Raw genomic sequence first — 16,878 nt, 5'->3', positions numbered from 1 at the left:
TCAGCGCTCACCTTCCGCGGAAGCCTCGGCCTGCTCGGCCGAAACCTCGTCGTCGTCGAACAGCGGCCGGATGCCCCGGACCGCCATGATCTCGTCGTTGCCGGTGCCCGCCGCGACCATCGGCCACACCTGGGCATCCTTCCCCACGACGAAGTCGATCACGACGGGACGGTCGTTGATCTCCATCGCGCGGCGGATGGTGGCGTCGACGTCCTCCTTCGTCTCGCACCGCAGGCCGGCGCAGCCGAGCGCCTCGGCCAGCAGGACGAAGTCGGGGATGCGGTGCTTGTGCGTGCCGAGGTCGGTGTTGGAGTACCGCTCGGCGTAGAAGAGGTTCTGCCACTGCCGGACCATGCCGAGGTTGCCGTTGTTGATCACGGCGACCTTGATCGGCGCGCCCTCGATGGCGCAGGTGGCCAGCTCCTGGTTGGTCATCTGGAAGCAGCCGTCGCCGTCGATGGCCCAGACCTGCTTGTCCGGGACGCCGAACTGCGCGCCCATCGCGGCGGGCACCGCGAAGCCCATGGTGCCGAGCCCGCCGGAGTTGATCCAGGTGCGCGGGTTCTCGTACTTGACGAACTGCGCGGCCCACATCTGGTGCTGCCCGACGCCGGCGGCGTAGACCGCGTCCGGGCCGACGATCTCGCCGATCCGCTCGATGACGTACTGCGGCGACAGCGACCCGTCGTCGGGCCACTCGTAGCCTGCCGGGTAGGTCTTGCGCCAGCCGTCGGCCTGGGTCCACCAGTCGGCGAGGTCGGGACGGCCGCTGTGGTCGAACTCCGCCTGCACGGCGGTGATCAGCTCGCCGATGATCTCCTTGCAGTCGCCCACGATCGGGACGTCGGCCTTGCGGTTCTTGGAGATCTCGGCGGGGTCGATGTCGGCGTGCACGACCGCGGCGTCCGGCGCGAACGACGACAGCTGCCCGGTGACCCGGTCGTCGAACCGGGCGCCGAGCGCGATCAGCAGGTCGGCGCGCTGCATGGCGGCGACCGCGGCGACCGAGCCGTGCATGCCCGGCATGCCCAGGTGCTGCGGGTGCGAGTCGGGGAACGCGCCACGCGCCATCAGCGTGGTGACGACGGGGATGTTGGTCAGCTCGGCGAGCCGGCGCAGCTGCTCGTGCGCCTCGGCCTTGATGACACCGCCCCCGACGTACAGCACCGGGCGGCGCGACTTCGCGATGAGCTTCGCGGCTTCGCGGACCTGCTTGCCGTGCGGCCGCAGCGTCGGGCGGTAGCCCGGGAGCCGCAGGTCGGTCGGCCAGGAGAACGAGGTCATCTCCTGCAGCACGTCCTTGGGGATGTCCACCAGGACCGGGCCGGGACGGCCGGTGCTCGCCAGGTGGAACGCCTCGGCGATCGTCCGCGGGATGTCCGCGGGGTCGGTGACGAGGAAGTTGTGCTTGGTGATCGGCATGGTGATGCCGCAGATGTCGGCTTCCTGGAACGCGTCGGTGCCGATCAGCGCCCGGGTCTGCTGGCCGGTGATGGCCACGACCGGGACGGAGTCCATGTTCGCGTCGGCGAGCGGGGTGACCAGGTTGGTCGCGCCCGGGCCGGAGGTGGCCATGCAGACGCCGACCTTGCCGGTGGCCTGCGCGTAGCCGGTGGCCGCGTGGCCGGCGCCCTGCTCGTGGCGGACCAGGATGTGGCGGACCTTCGTCGAGTCCAGCAGCGGGTCGTAGGCGGGCAGGATGGTGCCGCCCGGGATGCCGAAGACCACCTCGGCGCCGACCGCCTCGAGCGAGCGCACGAGCGACTGGGCGCCGGTGACGCGCACCGGCGTTCCCGCCGGGGGCGCCGGCTTCGGACGTGCTCCGGGCGTACCGGGCGTCGGCCCGGGCTTCGCGTCGCTGCGCGACGTGGCACTGGTCATCGGTTCTGCCTCGTGGGTCTCGGTGTCACTCGTTCGGGTCGGTCTTGTGCGGTGGGGCCGGGAATCGCTTCCCTCGGGCAACAAAAAACCCTCGCCGACCGTAAGGTCGCACGAGGGTTCGCGCGTCGACGCAGCGGAAAGTCTTCCCTAAGCGTCGACGCGCTTGGGAAGTACGAGGCCGGTCAGCGGTGTCACGGCGTTGACGCTAGCCCGAACGCCGCGCGGGTGTCAACTCTGCGGGACGGTGAGTCCGCATGCTGGACAGGTCCGCGGCGCATGTCCGCGGTGCATGTCACTGCCGTCCGACCCGGTTCCGGCCGGGCCCGCGGCGCGGTGCACCATTTCCGCGTGGCCGAAAAACAGCAGGACGAAGGCCGGAAGGCCGTCTTCCGCATCCCCCGCACGTCCTTCATGGCGATCGCGCTCCTGACCATCTGCGTGACGCCGATCGCCCTCGGCGAGATCCCGTACCTGCAGTGGCTCTACGTCTTCCCGATCGCGCTCGCGGTGTTCGTGATCCGCACCCGCACCGTCGCGACGCGCGAAGGCCTCGCGGTCCGCACGATGTTCGGCAAGCGCGACATCCCATGGTCGGCACTGAAGGGACTGGCGATCACGAAGAAGGCCCGCGTGCAGGCGGTGCTGAAGGACGACACGAAGGTGCCGCTGCCGACGGTCCGGACCCGGCACCTGCCGGTGCTGTCGCTGGTCAGCGAGGGTCTCGTCGCGGACCCGAGCGGCCTGCTGGACAACGAGGACCTCAAGCCCGGCGCTCCCAAGGGGTCACCGGCAGAGTAAATTGGTAGGACCAGTTTCGCCGGCCACCCTTTGACCTGGGAGTTCCCGTGCCGCCTCTCCGTTCCCGGACCACCACTCACGGCCGCAACGCGGCGGGCGCGCGCTCGCTGTGGCGCGCCACCGGCATGACCGACAGCGACTTCGGCAAGCCGATCGTGGCGATCGCCAACTCCTACACCCAGTTCGTGCCGGGCCACGTCCACCTGAAGGACCTCGGCGAGATCGTCGCCGAGGCGGTCAAGGAAGCCGGCGGCGTCGCGCGCGAGTTCCACACGATCGCCGTCGACGACGGCATCGCCATGGGCCACTCCGGCATGCTCTACTCGCTGCCCTCGCGCGAGATCATCGCCGACTCGGTGGAGTACATGGTCAACGCGCACCAGGCCGACGCGCTGGTGTGCATCTCCAACTGCGACAAGATCACCCCGGGCATGCTCAACGCGGCGATGCGGCTGAACATCCCGGTCGTGTTCGTCTCGGGCGGTCCGATGGAGGCGGGCAAGGCGGTCGTCCTCGACGGCGTCGCGCACCCGTCGTCGGACCTGATCACCACGATCGCGGCGTCGGCGAACGCGGCGGTCGACGAGGAGGGTCTGGCGGCCGTCGAGCGGTCGGCCTGCCCGACGTGCGGTTCCTGTTCCGGCATGTTCACCGCCAACTCGATGAACTGCCTCACCGAGGCACTTGGCCTGTCCCTGCCGGGCAACGGCTCCACGCTGGCGACGCACGCGGCGCGGCGGGCGCTGTTCGAGGAGGCCGGCCGCACGGTCGTCGAGCTGTGCCGCCGCTGGTACGAGCAGGACGACGCCTCGGCCCTGCCGCGCTCGATCGCGACGAAGGCGGCGTTCGAGAACGCGATGGCCCTCGACATGGCGATGGGCGGCTCGACGAACACGGTGCTGCACATCCTCGCCGCGGCCCAGGAGGGCGAGGTCGACTTCACGATCGCCGACATCGACGCGATCGGCCGCCGCGTGCCGTGCCTGTCCAAGGTGGCGCCGAACTCCGACTACCACATGGAGGACGTCCACCGGGCGGGCGGCATCCCGGCAATCCTCGGCGAGCTGCACCGCGGCGGCCTGCTGAACACCGGCGTGCACTCGGTCCACTCCCCCGACCTCGAGTCGTGGCTGGCGAAGTGGGACATCCGCGCCGCTTCGCCGTCCCCCGAGGCGATCGAGCTGTTCCACGCGGCCCCGGGCGGCGTCCGCACGACGGAGGCGTTCTCGACGTCGAACCGCTGGTCGTCCCTGGACACCGACGCGGCAGGGGGCTGCATCCGCGACGTCGAGCACGCGTACACGAAGGACGGCGGCCTGGCGATCCTGCGCGGCAACCTGGCGGAGAACGGCGCGGTGATCAAGTCCGCGGGCATCGACGAGGACCTGTGGCACTTCGAGGGCCCGGCGCGGGTGCTGGAGAGCCAGGAGGAGGCGGTGTCGGCGATCCTCAAGAAGGAGATCCAGCCGGGCGAGGTCCTGGTGATCCGCTACGAAGGTCCGGCAGGCGGCCCTGGCATGCAGGAGATGCTGCACCCGACGGCATTCCTGAAGGGCTCGGGCCTGGGCAAGAAGTGCGCCCTGATCACGGACGGCCGCTTCTCGGGCGGCTCGTCGGGCATTTCGGTGGGCCACATCTCCCCGGAGGCGGCAGCAGGCGGCCTGATCGGCCTGGTCGAGAACGGCGACCGCATCCTGCTGGACGTCCACGAGCGCCGCCTGGAGCTGCTGGTCGACGAAGCGGTGCTGGCCGAGCGCCGGGCGAAGATGGAGGCGTCCGAGAGGCCATGGCAGCCCAAGGACCGCCACCGCCCAGTGACGGCGGCCCTGCGCGCGTACGCCCGGATGGCCACCTCGGCCGACACGGGAGCGGTCCGCGACGTGAACAAGTAGATTCGCGGTTCGCCGGCCGGGCGCCTCGCGCCCGGCTCCCCACGGTGGCCGGCTGGGCGCCCTGCGCCCCGCCGCCCGCGGTTCAACGGCTGGGGCACCCCGAGCCCGGCTGTCCGCGATTGCTGGCTGGGCGCCCTGCCGCGGCTGTCCGCGGTCGCCGGCCGAGCGCCCTCCTGCCCAGCCGACAACGCCGAAGGCCGCCCCGATCCGGGGCGGCCTTCACAGCATCCGGCACCCCCGCCGCTCGGGGGACCCCCGATTTCAACGTTACTCGCAAGCACCGACAATTCCGGTCCGGCAAACCGGAGTTGTCCACAGGCGGGGTCCCCAAAGCCGAGTTGTCCCCAGGCCGCGAGCCACGCCACATCCCTACCGTGTCAAAACAATGACCACGACCGCGGCGGCCGCGGCCAGCAGCAGCGACACCAGCCCCAACGGCAGCGGCCGCTTCCGCCACGGCGTGTTGCGCTCCAGCGAGATCGGCCCGGCTCCGGTGAACAGCAGGCTCAGCGCCGTCGCCGCGAGCAGCAGCTCGAACTCGAAACCCTGCCCCTGTCCCTCGAAGAACCCGCCGTGGAACTTCGCGTACACGGCGTTGGCCGCCACCCCGAGCAGGCCCGCCGCGGCCAGCGGCGTGAACAGCCCGACGATCACCAGCAGCCCGCCGCCGACCTCGACGACGCCGGTGATCCACGACAGCAGCGTCGTCTGCTTGTGGTAGCCGAACGTCTCCAGCAGCCGCGCGAATCCGCCGATGCCCGGCCCGCCGAACAGCCCGAACAGGTGCTGCAGGCCGTGCGCGCCCATGGTCGCGCCGAGTGCCAGCCGCAGGATCAGCAGCCCCAGTCCGAGCCCGCCCTGCCGCGGGCTGTCGTCCGCCCCGTCGTCCTCGACCCCGGACAGCAGGCTGGTGGGCTGCTGCGAAAAATCGTCTCCACTGCTCACGCGCGAAGGTTAGGGGATCGGCCCCGGCCTGGCGAGCCGCCGCGCTAGTACTCCCCGTGCACCAGGTTGTCCGGCAGTTCCCCGCCCGCGTACCGCGCGATCTCCGCCGCGGCGACGGCGTACGAGCGGCTCCGGCCCCCGCGCACGGCCCCGCCGACGTGCGGGGTCAGCAGCAGCCCGGGCGCCGTCCACAGCGGGTGCCCGGCGGGCGGCGGCTCGGGATCGGTGACGTCGAGAGCGGCCCGCAGCCGGCCCGTGGTCAGTTCGGCGACAAGGGCGTCGGTGACGACGATGGCGCCGCGCGCGGCGTTGACCAGCACCGCGCCGTCGCGCATCTCCGCCAGGAACGCCGCGTCGACCATGCCGCGGGTGCGCGAGGTCAGCGGCACGGTCAGCACGACGACGTCGTGCAGGCCGAGCAGCCCGGGCAGCTCGCGGACGCCGTGCACGCCCTCCCGCGCGGTCATCCCGACCATCGTGCAGCGCGCGTCGAACGGTTCGAGCCGTCGCCGCAGGTGCTGCCCGAGGTCGCCGGCGCCGACGATCAGTACCCGCTTGCCCTGCAGCGTGTCGGCCGTCTGCCGCTCCCACCGGCCTTCGCGCTGCGCCGTCGCGAAGACGTCCAGCTTCCGGTACAGCGACAGCAGCACCGCGACGACCCACTCGGCGGTGCTCCCGCCGTGCGCGCCGCGGCAGGTGGAGAGCAGGACGCCGTCGGGCACCTTGCCGACCCAGTCCTCCGCGCCTGCGGAGAGCAGCTGGATCAGCTTCAGGTTCGGCACGGTCCGCCACAGCTGCTCGCCCGGCGGGTGCTTGCCGGGGATGAGCACCTCGGCCTTCGCGGCCTCGGGCGGCACCGGCTCGCCCCACTGGTAGCGCACGGGCAGCACCCGCGGGACCTCGGCGAGCACGGTCACGCCTTCGTCGTCGGGCACGAGCACGGTCAGCGTCATGATCTCCAACGTAATCCAGGAGTGCTCACCCATGGTTCACGCGGCGGGTCCTAGGCTGGGGGATCATGCGCACTCGGTACCGGTCGGCCCTGCTGGCGATCCTGGCCTGCGGCGTCCTGCTGCCCGCCGGGTGTGCGCGGTTCGACGACACCGCGGCGGGCCAGACGTTCAGCCCCGCTCCCGTGCCCAGCCCCGAGTCACCGCCGGAGGTCCACGGCCCCGGCGCGGAGTCCGGCGGCGACGGCACGCAGGTGCTGCCGGGCCCGTCGGCGGCGCCGGTGCCGCCCCCGCAGGGCTGCAAGGACTTCGACCCGGCGGTGATCGCCACCTGCCTCGACACGGTCGCCGCGGTGGCCGGCCTGCCGGGCGACGGCTCGACGCCGAGCGCCCTGGCGGGCGAGCGCAAGAGCGGCCGCGTCCGGCTGGTGACGGCGGGCAAGGACGCCACGGACTTCGCGAAGCTCGACGTCCAGGCGGCCGGCGACGGCGGCCTCACCGGTCTGGCGCTGTCGCCGTCGTACGTCGAAGACCAGCTGGTGTTCGCCTACATCACGACGGCGACGGACAACCGCGTCGTGCGGTTCGCGAAGGGCCAGCCGCCCAAGCCGGTCCTGACGGGCATCCCCAAGGGCGCGACCGGCAACCGCGGCACGATCGCGGCCGACAACCGTGGCGCCCTCCTGGTCGCGACCGGCGACGCGGGCAACCCGGGCGCCGCGGCCGACCCGACCTCGCTCGCGGGGAAGGTGCTGCGGATCGACACGTCCGGCAAGGCCGCGGCGGGCAACCCGAACGGCGCGCTGGCGGTGACGGCGGGCCTGCACGCCCCGGGCGGGTTGTGCGCTTCCGCCGACGGCGGCCGCGTCTGGGTCACCGACCGCCTCGCCGACAAGGACGCCCTCTACCGCGTCCAGGCCGGTCAGCCGCTGACGACGCCGGCATGGACGTGGCCGGACAAGCCGGGCGTCGCGGGCTGCGCGGACTTCATCGACGCCAACGGCCTGCTGTCGATCGGCGCATCACTGGCGGGCAACCTGCAGAACCTGCCGGTGACCCCGGAGGGCGCGGTCAGCGGCAAGCCGACGGTCAGCCTCGACGGCAAGAGCGGCAAGCCCCCGCTGACGTACGGAAGGCTCGCGGGAATGAGCATGATCAACCCGCAGCTGGCGGTGGCGGGCACGGTCAACAAGGACGGCGGAGCCCCGGTGTCGAGCGACGACCGAGTCGTCCTGATCACCCCGGCCACCTCCGGCGGCGGCAACAGCAAGGACTGACCCGCCCCGGGGGCGACGCTGGCCCGACCCGACCGGCGTGGTCGTTCCCGGACCACGACCGCCGCTCGCCCCACTCCCGTGCATCCCAGCCGCACCACACGCTCAAGCCCGCCGGCCGTGGTCACTCCCCGACCACGCCCCCAGCCCGGCCGAGGCGCCCGACCGGCGACCACTCAGCTCAGCGGCTTCAGCTCCACCCGGCGCCCTTCCGCCGACGACGTCAGCCCGGCCTCGGCCAGCTGCAGCCCCCGCGCGGCCGAGAAGAAGTCGTAGCGGTGTTGCCGTCCGGCGACCACGTCCCGGACGAACTCCTCCCACTGCGCCTTGAAGCCGTTGTCGAACTCGGCGTTGTCCGGCACCTCCTGCCACTGGTCGCGGAACGGCTCGGTCGCCGGCAGGTCCGGGTTCCACACCGGCTTCGGCGTCGCCGAGCGGTGCTGGACGCGGCAGCGCCGCAGCCCGGCGACCGCGCTGCCCTCGGTGCCGTCGACCTGGAACTCGACCAGCTCGTCCCGGAAGACCCGGGTGGACCACGACGAGTTGATCTGCGCGATGACGCCCGACTCCAGCTCGAAGATGCCGTATGCGGCGTCGTCGGCCGTCGCCGCGTACGCCTCGCCCTGCTCGTCCCAGCGACGAGGGATGTGCGTCACCGCCTTCGCCGTCACCGCCGAGACGCGGCCGAAGAGGTTCTCCAGCACGTAGTTCCAGTGGCAGAACATGTCGAGCACGATCCCGCCGCCGTCTTCGGCGCGGTAGTTCCAGCTCGGGCGCTGCGCCTCCTGCCAGTCGCCCTCGAAGACCCAGTAGCCGAACTCGCCCCGCACCGACAGGATCCGGCCGAAGAACCCGCCGTCGACCAGCCGCCGCAGCTTCCGCAGCCCGGGCAGGAACAGCTTGTCGTGCACGACGCCGTGGCAGATCCCGGCGTCCCGCGCGAGCCCGGCCAGCTCCAGCGCCGCGGGCAGCGTCTCGGCGAGGGGCTTCTCGGCGTAGACGTGCTTGCCCGCGGCGATCGCCGCCCGCACCGACGGCTCCCGCGCCGACGTCAGCTGCGCGTCGAAGTAGATCTGGACGTCGTCCAGCGCGGAGCCGGGGTCGGTGGTCCACGCCGTCAGGTCGTGCCGGTCGGCGAGGTCCTTGAGTTTCGCGGCGTTGCGCCCGGCGAGGATCGGCTCGAGCTGCACGCGGCTGCCGTCCGGCAGGGTGACCCCGCCCTGTTCGCGGATCGCCAGGACCGACCGGAGCAGGTGCTGCCGGTAGCCCATCCGGCCCGTCACCCCGTTGAGCAGCACTCCGATGCTGGACTGGTTCATCACTGCCGGCCTTCCTGGTCGATGTCGTATTCCGTGCGACGCCCGCACATGCCGTAGCCGTCCGGGTTCGCGGGCGTCGCGACCCGCACGCCGGACTGTTCGAGGTGGCTCCCGTCACCGTCGGCGAGTGCCTTGAGGTGGTCACCGGTCAGCTCGGCGGCCTTCAGCGCCCCGGCTCGCCAGCGCGCGACCCAGTCGCCGATTTTCGGCGACACGAGCGCGACGGCCGCCCGATGGAACGCCCGCAGCGGCTCCGGGTCGCCGTCGCGCAGCGCCTCCCGCAACGGCAGGTACCCCCGGACGGCCAGGTCACGCCGCCGCCGGGCGGCGTCGTCGCTTTTCGGCAACGCGGCGGCCTCGGCGTAGGCAGCCGGGTCGGCGAGGACGTCGGGCGGGAAGGTGAACACGGCGTCGCCGGCCTCCGGCAGCCCGCTGTTCTGCATGAGGACCGTGACGCGCAGGCCGTCCTCCTGCACCATCCGGTGCACGGTGCCGGGCGCGAACCACGCGACCACGCCGGCCTCCAGCGGCGTCTCGGCGTAGCCGCCGACGCTCAGGGTCTGGACGGCACCGCGCCCGCCGGTGACGACGTAGGCCTCGGTGCAGGCGAGGTGCAGGTGCGGGCTGCCGCCGCAGACGCCGTCCTCGGCCGCCCAGTCGTAGGCGCGCAGGTGCGAGAGACCGATGCCGCCCGGGAGCGGGAAGTCGTGCATGGCGGTGTCCTCAGAATTCGTGGTTCCCGAGGTACCGCGTGACGCGGTCGCGGTCCCAGGCCCCGTCGGCGACGACGATCCGGTAGCGGTAGGCGAAGCTCTCGCCCGGCGGCAGGACGAACTCCTCGAAGAACGCCCACGAGAAGGCCACCATGGGCTGGTCGCCTGCCCGGACGAACCAGTGCGACTCGTGGATCGCCTTGTCGTTCTCCGGCGCGTGGGCGAAAAGCAGCGTCGAATGCGCGTCGACGCCGTCGTGCTCGCCGACGAACGCCAGCCACGGCGCCTGCTTGCCCATCATGTCCCCGCCCCCGAAGTCACCCGGCCCGAGGACGGTCCCGCCGCCGAAGTCGCGCGGCCCCCGCCAGTGCAGCCCGGTGTACCCGGCCATCTCCCGGCCCGCGGTGGTCGGGCTGCCGAACTCCAGCGGGGTGCCGCGGACGTTGGTCAGCTCGATCGCCCAGTCGAGCGCCCAGGCGCCCTCGTCCGGCTCGACGGAGTGGACGGCGATGTCGCGCCGTTCCCGCGCCCACTCGTCGCCGCCGTTGGCGACCCAGGTGAGCTGTTCGGTGAAGCTCAGCCGGTCGCGCGCGACGGCGAAGTCGGAGAACTCGTCGTGGCGCATCGAGCCGATGCGGTCGGGCAGCTCGCGGTACCAGTCGCCGGGGACGTAGGTGTGGCCGCCCCAGAAGTTCTGGCCGGACAGGTGGCTCGCCGTCATCTGCAGGCCCTTGTGCCACCGGTGGTCGGACGGCCGGTACCCGCTGACCAGGCGCCCGCCGAGGGTGCGCAGCGGGTGGACGTAGGGCTTGCGCGCCTCGTAGGCCACCGGGTCGGGCTTGTACACATAGGACAGCAGCTGGACGCCGCCCGCCTCGACGGCCACGTGCTCGCCGTGCCGGTGGGTCACGGTGATTTCGGCGCTCACGCCGGCACCCCCGTCCGCGCCCCGGCCATGGACCGGTAGAAGGCGTCGTCCGGCCCGATCTCCCCGCGGCGCACGCCGAGCCCGGTGGACGCGGACTTGTAGAGCGCGGCGACGAACTCCAGCACCCGCCGCCCGTCGTCCCCGCTGCACGGCGGCCGCCGCCCTTCCCGGTAGGCGGCGAGGACCGGCGCAAAGGCGGCGGCGTGGGAACTGCCGAAGTCATCCGGCGGCGTGTGCCAGCGCACGACCTCGGCCTCGGCGACGTGCGGCGCGGGGGTGTAGCGCCAGTCCTTGATGCCGTACCCGTAGAGGTGGGTGAGCTCGGCGGTGGCGTTCTCGCAGTCGATCCGGATCCGGCTCACCTCGTCCGGCGACAGGACGCTGTTGACGACGGTCCCGAGCGCCCCCGACTCGAATCGGACGAGCGCGGTGGAGACGTCCTCGGTCTCGACGTCGTGCACGAGCCGCGCGGTCATCGCCTGCACTTCGGCCCACTCGCCGAGCAGGTGGAGCAGCAGATCCATCTGGTGGATGCCGTGGCCCATGGCCGGCCCGCCGCCCTCGGTCTCCCAGCGCCCCCGCCACGGGACGGCGTAGTAGGCGGCGTCGCGGTACCACGTGGTCTGGCAGTGCGCGACGAGCGGACGCCCGAGGTCCCCGGCGGCGAGCAGGCTCCGGAAGTGGGCGGCAGCGGAGCCCGACCGCTGCTGGTAGACGAAGGAGACGTAGGGCCCGCCGTCCCCCTCGGCGGCGGTCATCTCGTCGTATTCGGCAAGCGAGCGGCAGGGCGGCTTCTCGCACCAGACCCAGGCACCGCTTTCGAGGACCGCGCGGGTCTGCTCGACATGCAGGCCCGGCGGCGTGCAGATCGAGACGAGGTCGGGCGCCTGCTCGGCGAGCAGGCTGCCGAGGTCGCGATAGGGCTGAGCGTGCTCGGTGGTGGCGCAGAATGCGACGGCCCGGCTCTCGTCGACGTCGGCAGCGGCCACGATGTCGACGTCGTCGCGGTGGGCCTGGTAGGCGGCCCGGTGGCTCTCCGCGATCGCGCCGGTTCCGACGACCGCGACTCTCAGGCGCTTTCCGTCACCCAACCCGGGCGCTCCTTCCTCCGTGACCGTGCCCACACCGCTGTCCGCCCCGCCAGGACGCGAGGCCCGCGGCGGCGCCGCGCCCCTCCGACCGTTCCAGAAAGCGCTTTCTCACGCAACGGGCGACGTCGATGTCAACGTTGTCAGCGTAGGCGCCCGACCGGAACGGACGACTCGTCGTCCCGGCCCGAAGGCCCAGGTTCCCGGAGACCGACATCGCACGACAGCACCGCGTCCACCGGCACGTCGCGGACGACGACGATCAGCGGCTCTTGCTCCGAGGCCCAAGTTTGCGCGGCTGCCGGCTTTCGGCCCGCACCGCCCGGATGTCCAGGAAAGCGGCCACGACGGACCCGACCGCGGCGACCAGCCCGAGAAACCGCCCGAAGCCGGGACTGACGGCGATCCCGGCGGCGTCGAAGATGCCGCGCTGGTCGGCGTCGAACTCCCAGTCGAGGGTGACCCAACCCAGCACCATCAGCAGCAGCGACGCCGCGGCGACCACCAGCCACAGGTGCGGCAGCCCGCTGACCCGCAGCTTCCGGTGCCGCCCGAAAACGGCAACGACCACCCCGGCCAGCAGCAGCGTCAGCGGCGGGCACCAGGCGAAGAAGCTCGAGTGCCACGCGTCGCGGACGACGTCGCTGTGCGGCAAGGTCGAGAGGATGTCCTCGATGTCCGGTTTGTTGGCGCTCAGCGTGGTCCACGGCAGGAACGTCGAACCCAGCGCGAGCAGCCCGGCCGCCAGGCCGAGCCACTCGCGCCAGGTGACGCTCTTGACGGAGAACGGCTGTGTCATGAAAACGGTCAGGAACCGACGCGCTCGATGATCAGCTCGCGGACGCGCTTGGCATCGGCCTGCCCCTTGGTCGCCTTCATGACCGCGCCGACGATCGCACCCGCCGCGGCGACCTTGCCGCCGCGGATCTTGTCCGCGACGTCCGGCTGCGCCGCCAGGGCCTCGTCGATCGCCGCGAGCAGGGCCGAGTCGTCCGAGACGACCTTCAGCCCGCGCTTCTCGACGACCTCGCGCGGCTCGCCCTCGCCGGCGAGCACGCCGTGGACGACCTCCTTGGCGAGCTTGTTCGTCAGCTCACCGGACGACACCAGCGCGATGACCTCGGCCACCTGCTCCGGCGTGATCGGCAGGTCGGTCAGCTCGACCTCGCGCGAGTTCGCCTCCTGCGCCAGGGTGTTGACCCACCAGCTGCGCGCCTCGTCCGGCGTGGCGCCGGCCTCGACGGTGGCCGCGACGAGGTCGACGGCGCCGACGTTCAGCAGGTCGCGCAGGGCTTCGTCGGAAAGCGACCACTCCGCCTGGATCCGCTTCCGCCGCTCCGACGGCATCTCCGGCAGCGTGCCGCGCAGCTCCTCGACCCACTCGCGCGACGGCGCGATCGGGACCAGGTCGGGCTCCGGGAAGTAGCGGTAGTCCTCGGCGGTCTCCTTCGTCCGGCCGGACGACGTGGTGCCGTCGGCCTCCTGGAAGTGCCGGGTCTCCTGCTTGATCGTCCCGCCCTCGGCCAGGATCGCCGCCTGCCGCGTCATCTCGTAGCGGACCGCCCGCTCGACGCTGCGCAGCGAGTTGACGTTCTTCGTCTCGGTCCGGGTGCCGAACTCCGTCGCGTCCTTCGCCATCAGCGAGACGTTCGCGTCGCAGCGCAGCGAGCCCTGGTCCATGCGGACGTCGGACACGTCGAGCGCGCGAAGCAGGTCACGCAGGGCCGACACGTACGCGCGCGCGACCTCGGGTGCCCGCTCGCCGGTGCCGGTGATCGGCTTGGTGACGATCTCGATCAGCGGCACGCCGGCCCGGTTGTAGTCGAGCAGCGAGTGCTCGGCGCCGTGGATCCGGCCGGTGGCGCCGCCGACGTGCAGCGACTTGCCGGTGTCCTCCTCCATGTGCGCGCGCTCGATCTCCACGCGCACGACCTCGCCGTCGTCGAGGGTGACGTCGAGGTAGCCGTTGAAGGCGATCGGCTCGTCGTACTGCGAGGTCTGGAAATTCTTCGGCATGTCCGGGTAGAAGTAGTTCTTCCGGGCGAACCGGCACCACTCGGCGATCTCGCAGTTCAGGGCGAGACCGATCCGGATCGCGCCCTCGACGGCCTTGCCGTTGACGACCGGCAGCGCACCGGGCAGGCCGAGGCAGGTCGGGCAGACCTTCGTGTTCGGCTCGCCGCCGAACTCGTTCGGGCAGCCGCAGAACATCTTCGTGTTCGTGTTCAGCTCGACGTGCACCTCGAGCCCGAGCACCGGGTCGAACCGCTCGACGACGTCGGCGTAGTCCATCAACTCGGCCACGGCAGTCACTTCGTTCCTCCCAGCTCCGGGACCTTGTGGACGAGCGAGCCACCGGCGGCGGCGTCGCGGGCGGCCTCGTAGGCGGCGCCGACCCGGTAGAGCCGGTCGTCGGCCAGCGCCGGGGCCATGATCTGCAGGCCGACCGGCAGCCCGTCCTCGTCGGACAGCCCGCTCGGCACGCTCATCGCGGCGTTGCCTGCCAGGTTCGACGGGATCGTGCACAGGTCGGCGAGGTACATCGCCATCGGGTCGTCGACCCGCTCGCCGATCTTGAACGCCGTGGTCGGCGTCGTCGGCGAAACGAGGACGTCGACCTGCTCGAAGGCGGCGTCGAAGTCCCGCGTGATCAGCGTGCGCACCTTCTGCGCCGAGCCGTAGTAGGCGTCGTAGTAGCCGGACGACAACGCGTAGGTGCCCAGCATGATCCGGCGCTTGACTTCGGCACCGAAGCCCTTCTCGCGGGTCAGCGACATGACCTCTTCGGCGCTGCGCGTGCCGTCGTCGGCGACGCGCAGGCCGTAGCGCATGGCGTCGAACCGGGCGAGGTTCGACGAGCACTCGCTCGGCGCGATCAGGTAGTACGCGGGCAGCGCGTAGACGAAATGCGGGCACGAGACCTCGACGACCTCGGCGCCGAGCGCCCGCAGCTGCTCGACCGCGGCCTGGAACGACCGCAGCACGCCCGCCTGGTAGCCGTCGCCGCCGAACTCCTTTACGACGCCGACCTTGACGCCCTTCAGGTCACCGTTCGCGCCCTGGCGGGCCGCGGCGACGACGGGCGGCACCGGCGCGTCGATCGACGTGGAGTCCCGCGGGTCGTACCCGGCGATGACCTCGTGCAGCAGCGCGGCGTCGAGGACCGTCCGGGCGCAGGGCCCGGCCTGGTCGAGCGACGACGAAAACGCAACGAGCCCGTACCGCGACACCCCGCCGTAGGTCGGCTTCACCCCGACGGTGCCGGTGACGGCACCGGGCTGGCGGATCGACCCGCCGGTGTCGGTGCCGATGGCGATGGCCGCCTCGAACGCCGCGATCGACGCCGACGAGCCACCCCCCGACCCACCCGGGATGCGGGCGTGGTCCCACGGGTTGTGCGTCGGGCCGAACGCCGAGTTCTCCGTCGACGACCCCATGGCGAACTCGTCCATGTTGGTCTTGCCGAGGATGACGACACCGGCCTCGCGCAGCTTGCGCGTCACCGTCGCGTCGTACGGCGGGATCCAGCCTTCGAGCGTCTTCGAACCACAGGTCGTCGGCATGCCCTCGGTGGTCAGGACGTCCTTCAGCGCGAGCGGCACCCCGGCCAGCGGCGACGCGGGCGCCTGACCGGCGGCGATGCCCTCGTCGACGGCCTTGGCCGCGGCGAGCGCGCCCTCGGTGTCGACGTGCAGGAACGCGTGGATGTGGTCGTCGACCTCGGCGATCCGGTCCAGGTGGGCCTGGGTGACCTCGACCGCGGACACCTCACGCGTGTGGATCTTCTCCGCCAGCTCCGCGGCGGACAGCTTGACGATCTCGGTCACTGCTCTTCCCCCAGAATCCGCGGCACCCGGAAGCGGCCTTCTTCGGCGGCCGGCGCCCCGGCCAGCGCCTGCTGCTGCGAGAGCCCGGGGACGACGACGTCCTGTCGGAAGACGTTCGTCAGCGGCACGGCGTGCGACGTGGGCGGCACGTCGTCGGCGGCGACCTCGCTCACCTTGGCCACCGAGTCCAGGATCTGGTCGAGCTGGCCGGCGAAGACGTCGAGCTCGTCGTCGGTCACGGCCAGCCTGGCCAGCTTGGCGAGGTGCGCGACCTCGTCTCGGGAAATGTTGGGCACGCGGGTGACTCCCGGGTTGTGCTGTGCGGGTTGTCTCGGAAGCTGCAAGTCTATGGTGGCGGCGCGGGCGGACTCGACTGGGTTACGCCCGGCGCAGGCCGGGTGCCGTCCGGCGACGCCGGCATCCCGCCCGGCGGACAGCGGGTCCCGCGGGCCGGATGGGTCTGTCACAATCGGCGACCGGCATCGAGCGTCCCACGGCAAGGCTGGGACGCCAGAGGTGAGAGGGGCGCGTGGTGTCGTTCCTGATCCGGGTCCTCCTTCCGGACAGCCCGGGGACCCTCGGCGCGGTCGCCACGGCGCTCGGCACGGTAGGCGCCGACATCCTCAGCGTGGACGTCGTCGAGCGCGGCAGCGGAGTGGCGGTCGACGACCTGGTCGTCGAGCTCCCGTCGGGCCGCCTGCCGGACGCGCTGATCACGGCGGCGGAAAGCGTCGAGGGAGTCGAGGTGGACGCCGTCCGCCCGTACGCGGGCGTCCTGGACACCCACCGCGAGCTCGAACTCGTCGAGGAGATCGCCGCCCAGCCGAAGTCCGGGCTCGACCTCCTCGCCGAGGGCGTCCCCCGCATCGTGCGCGCCGGCTGGGCGATGATCGTCGAGCACGCCGAAACGGGCGCGGTCCGGCTGGCATCCTCGAGCGCGGCCCCGGAGACCCCGATCACGGACTTCCCCTGGCTGCCGCTCGAACGCGCGACGGTCCTCGACAGCGAAGAGGCCTGGATCCCGGAGACGTGGAAGGAGCTCGGCACCGAGCTGGCAGCCACGCCGCTGGGCAAGCCGGGCAAGGCCCTGCTCGTCGCCCGCCCGGGCGGGCCGAACTTCCGCGCCGCCGAGGTCGCCCGCCTGGCCCACCTCGCCGGCATCGTCGCGGTCGTCCTCGACGGCTAGCACCGTTGTCGACAAAGAGACGACGCCCCGCGCGTTTTGGACCCGTCCCCCGGCAGAAGTCCCCCCGGGAGGCGCTC

The 16,878-nt window shown here is 72.0% G+C and carries 15 protein-coding genes; 4 read left to right on the top strand and 11 right to left on the bottom strand.

The window, feature by feature from the left end; translation table 11 throughout:
* Complete coding sequence (locus ABJI51_RS04975) at positions 1-1,881, bottom strand: acetolactate synthase large subunit (RefSeq protein ID WP_348947760.1); 1,881 nt, start codon at positions 1,879-1,881, stop codon at positions 1-3.
* Between the two features lie 348 nt (positions 1,882-2,229).
* On the opposite strand from ABJI51_RS04975, the gene ABJI51_RS04970 reads away from it, so the two are divergent.
* Both ABJI51_RS04970 and ilvD read left to right on the top strand, forming a co-directional pair.
* Positions 2,230-2,679, top strand: a complete 450-nt coding sequence (locus ABJI51_RS04970) for a PH domain-containing protein (protein WP_348947759.1) — start codon at positions 2,230-2,232, stop codon at positions 2,677-2,679.
* Positions 2,680-2,726: 47 nt separating this feature from the next.
* Complete coding sequence (gene ilvD, locus ABJI51_RS04965) at positions 2,727-4,571, top strand: dihydroxy-acid dehydratase (RefSeq protein ID WP_348947758.1); 1,845 nt, start codon at positions 2,727-2,729, stop codon at positions 4,569-4,571.
* A gap of 369 nt (positions 4,572-4,940) precedes the next feature.
* On the opposite strand, the gene ABJI51_RS04960 is transcribed toward ilvD, so the two are convergent.
* Together ABJI51_RS04960 and ABJI51_RS04955 are read right to left on the bottom strand one after the other, a co-directional pair.
* Positions 4,941-5,516 (bottom strand): DoxX family protein, encoded by a 576-nt coding sequence (locus ABJI51_RS04960; RefSeq protein WP_348947757.1) that lies wholly within the window; start codon positions 5,514-5,516, stop codon positions 4,941-4,943.
* 44 nt (positions 5,517-5,560) lie between these two features.
* Complete coding sequence (locus tag ABJI51_RS04955; RefSeq protein WP_348947756.1) at positions 5,561-6,469, bottom strand: 2-hydroxyacid dehydrogenase; 909 nt, start codon at positions 6,467-6,469, stop codon at positions 5,561-5,563.
* 65 nt (positions 6,470-6,534) lie between these two features.
* Between ABJI51_RS04955 and ABJI51_RS04950 the strand changes: the two genes are divergently transcribed.
* Complete coding sequence (locus ABJI51_RS04950; RefSeq protein WP_348947755.1) at positions 6,535-7,743, top strand: PQQ-dependent sugar dehydrogenase; 1,209 nt, start codon at positions 6,535-6,537, stop codon at positions 7,741-7,743.
* A 173-nt stretch (positions 7,744-7,916) separates the two neighbouring features.
* Here the strand turns inward: ABJI51_RS04950 and ABJI51_RS04945 are convergent, their stop codons facing one another.
* The 8 genes from ABJI51_RS04945 to gatC form a co-directional block, all read right to left on the bottom strand.
* A complete protein-coding gene (locus ABJI51_RS04945) occupies positions 7,917-9,059 on the bottom strand; it encodes a Gfo/Idh/MocA family protein (RefSeq protein ID WP_348947754.1) in 1,143 nt (380 codons plus the stop codon).
* Positions 9,059-9,772, bottom strand: a complete 714-nt coding sequence (locus ABJI51_RS04940; protein ID WP_348947753.1) for a cupin domain-containing protein — start codon at positions 9,770-9,772, stop codon at positions 9,059-9,061. Before ABJI51_RS04940 ends, ABJI51_RS04945 begins: the two co-directional genes overlap by 1 nt.
* A gap of 10 nt (positions 9,773-9,782) precedes the next feature.
* On the bottom strand, positions 9,783-10,700 hold the full coding sequence (locus tag ABJI51_RS04935; RefSeq protein WP_348947752.1) for a DUF6807 domain-containing protein: 918 nt from the start codon (positions 10,698-10,700) through the stop codon (positions 9,783-9,785).
* Complete coding sequence (locus ABJI51_RS04930) at positions 10,697-11,791, bottom strand: Gfo/Idh/MocA family protein (RefSeq protein ID WP_348947751.1); 1,095 nt, start codon at positions 11,789-11,791, stop codon at positions 10,697-10,699. The genes ABJI51_RS04935 and ABJI51_RS04930 overlap by 4 nt, the downstream gene beginning before the upstream one ends.
* A 259-nt stretch (positions 11,792-12,050) precedes the next feature.
* On the bottom strand, positions 12,051-12,587 hold the full coding sequence (locus ABJI51_RS04925; RefSeq protein ID WP_348947750.1) for a hypothetical protein: 537 nt from the start codon (positions 12,585-12,587) through the stop codon (positions 12,051-12,053).
* An 8-nt stretch (positions 12,588-12,595) separates the two neighbouring features.
* Positions 12,596-14,101 (bottom strand): Asp-tRNA(Asn)/Glu-tRNA(Gln) amidotransferase subunit GatB, encoded by a 1,506-nt coding sequence (gene gatB, locus ABJI51_RS04920; protein WP_348947749.1) that lies wholly within the window; start codon positions 14,099-14,101, stop codon positions 12,596-12,598.
* Entirely contained in the window at positions 14,098-15,615 is a 1,518-nt protein-coding gene (gene gatA, locus ABJI51_RS04915) for an Asp-tRNA(Asn)/Glu-tRNA(Gln) amidotransferase subunit GatA (protein ID WP_348947748.1), read from the bottom strand. Before gatA ends, gatB begins: the two co-directional genes overlap by 4 nt.
* Positions 15,612-15,911, bottom strand: coding sequence for an Asp-tRNA(Asn)/Glu-tRNA(Gln) amidotransferase subunit GatC (gene gatC / locus ABJI51_RS04910; RefSeq protein ID WP_348947747.1), 300 nt, complete (start codon positions 15,909-15,911; stop codon positions 15,612-15,614). Before gatC ends, gatA begins: the two co-directional genes overlap by 4 nt.
* Positions 15,912-16,147: 236 nt before the next feature.
* On the opposite strand from gatC, the gene ABJI51_RS04905 reads away from it, so the two are divergent.
* Complete coding sequence (locus ABJI51_RS04905; RefSeq protein WP_348948681.1) at positions 16,148-16,801, top strand: ACT domain-containing protein; 654 nt, start codon at positions 16,148-16,150, stop codon at positions 16,799-16,801.
* Positions 16,802-16,878: the final 77 nt, after the last annotated feature.

It is taken from the genome of Amycolatopsis melonis (assembly GCF_040064235.1).
Taxonomy (GTDB): Bacteria; Actinomycetota; Actinomycetes; order Mycobacteriales; family Pseudonocardiaceae; genus Amycolatopsis; species Amycolatopsis melonis.
This window is presented reverse-complemented; position numbering and strand designations above follow the sequence as displayed.

What these genes read in the sequence shown, in the direction of transcription:
- ABJI51_RS04950 (WP_348947755.1), top strand. Translation starts at nt 6,535, where the DNA reads ATGCGCACTCGGTACCGGTCGGCCCTGCTGGCGATCCTGGCCTGCGGC.
- ABJI51_RS04925 (WP_348947750.1), bottom strand. Translation starts at nt 12,587, where the DNA reads ATGACACAGCCGTTCTCCGTCAAGAGCGTCACCTGGCGCGAGTGGCTC.
- ABJI51_RS04940 (WP_348947753.1), bottom strand. Translation starts at nt 9,772, where the DNA reads ATGCACGACTTCCCGCTCCCGGGCGGCATCGGTCTCTCGCACCTGCGC.
- ABJI51_RS04955 (WP_348947756.1), bottom strand. Translation starts at nt 6,469, where the DNA reads ATGACGCTGACCGTGCTCGTGCCCGACGACGAAGGCGTGACCGTGCTC.
- ABJI51_RS04975 (WP_348947760.1), bottom strand. Translation starts at nt 1,881, where the DNA reads ATGACCAGTGCCACGTCGCGCAGCGACGCGAAGCCCGGGCCGACGCCC.
- ABJI51_RS04945 (WP_348947754.1), bottom strand. Translation starts at nt 9,059, where the DNA reads ATGAACCAGTCCAGCATCGGAGTGCTGCTCAACGGGGTGACGGGCCGG.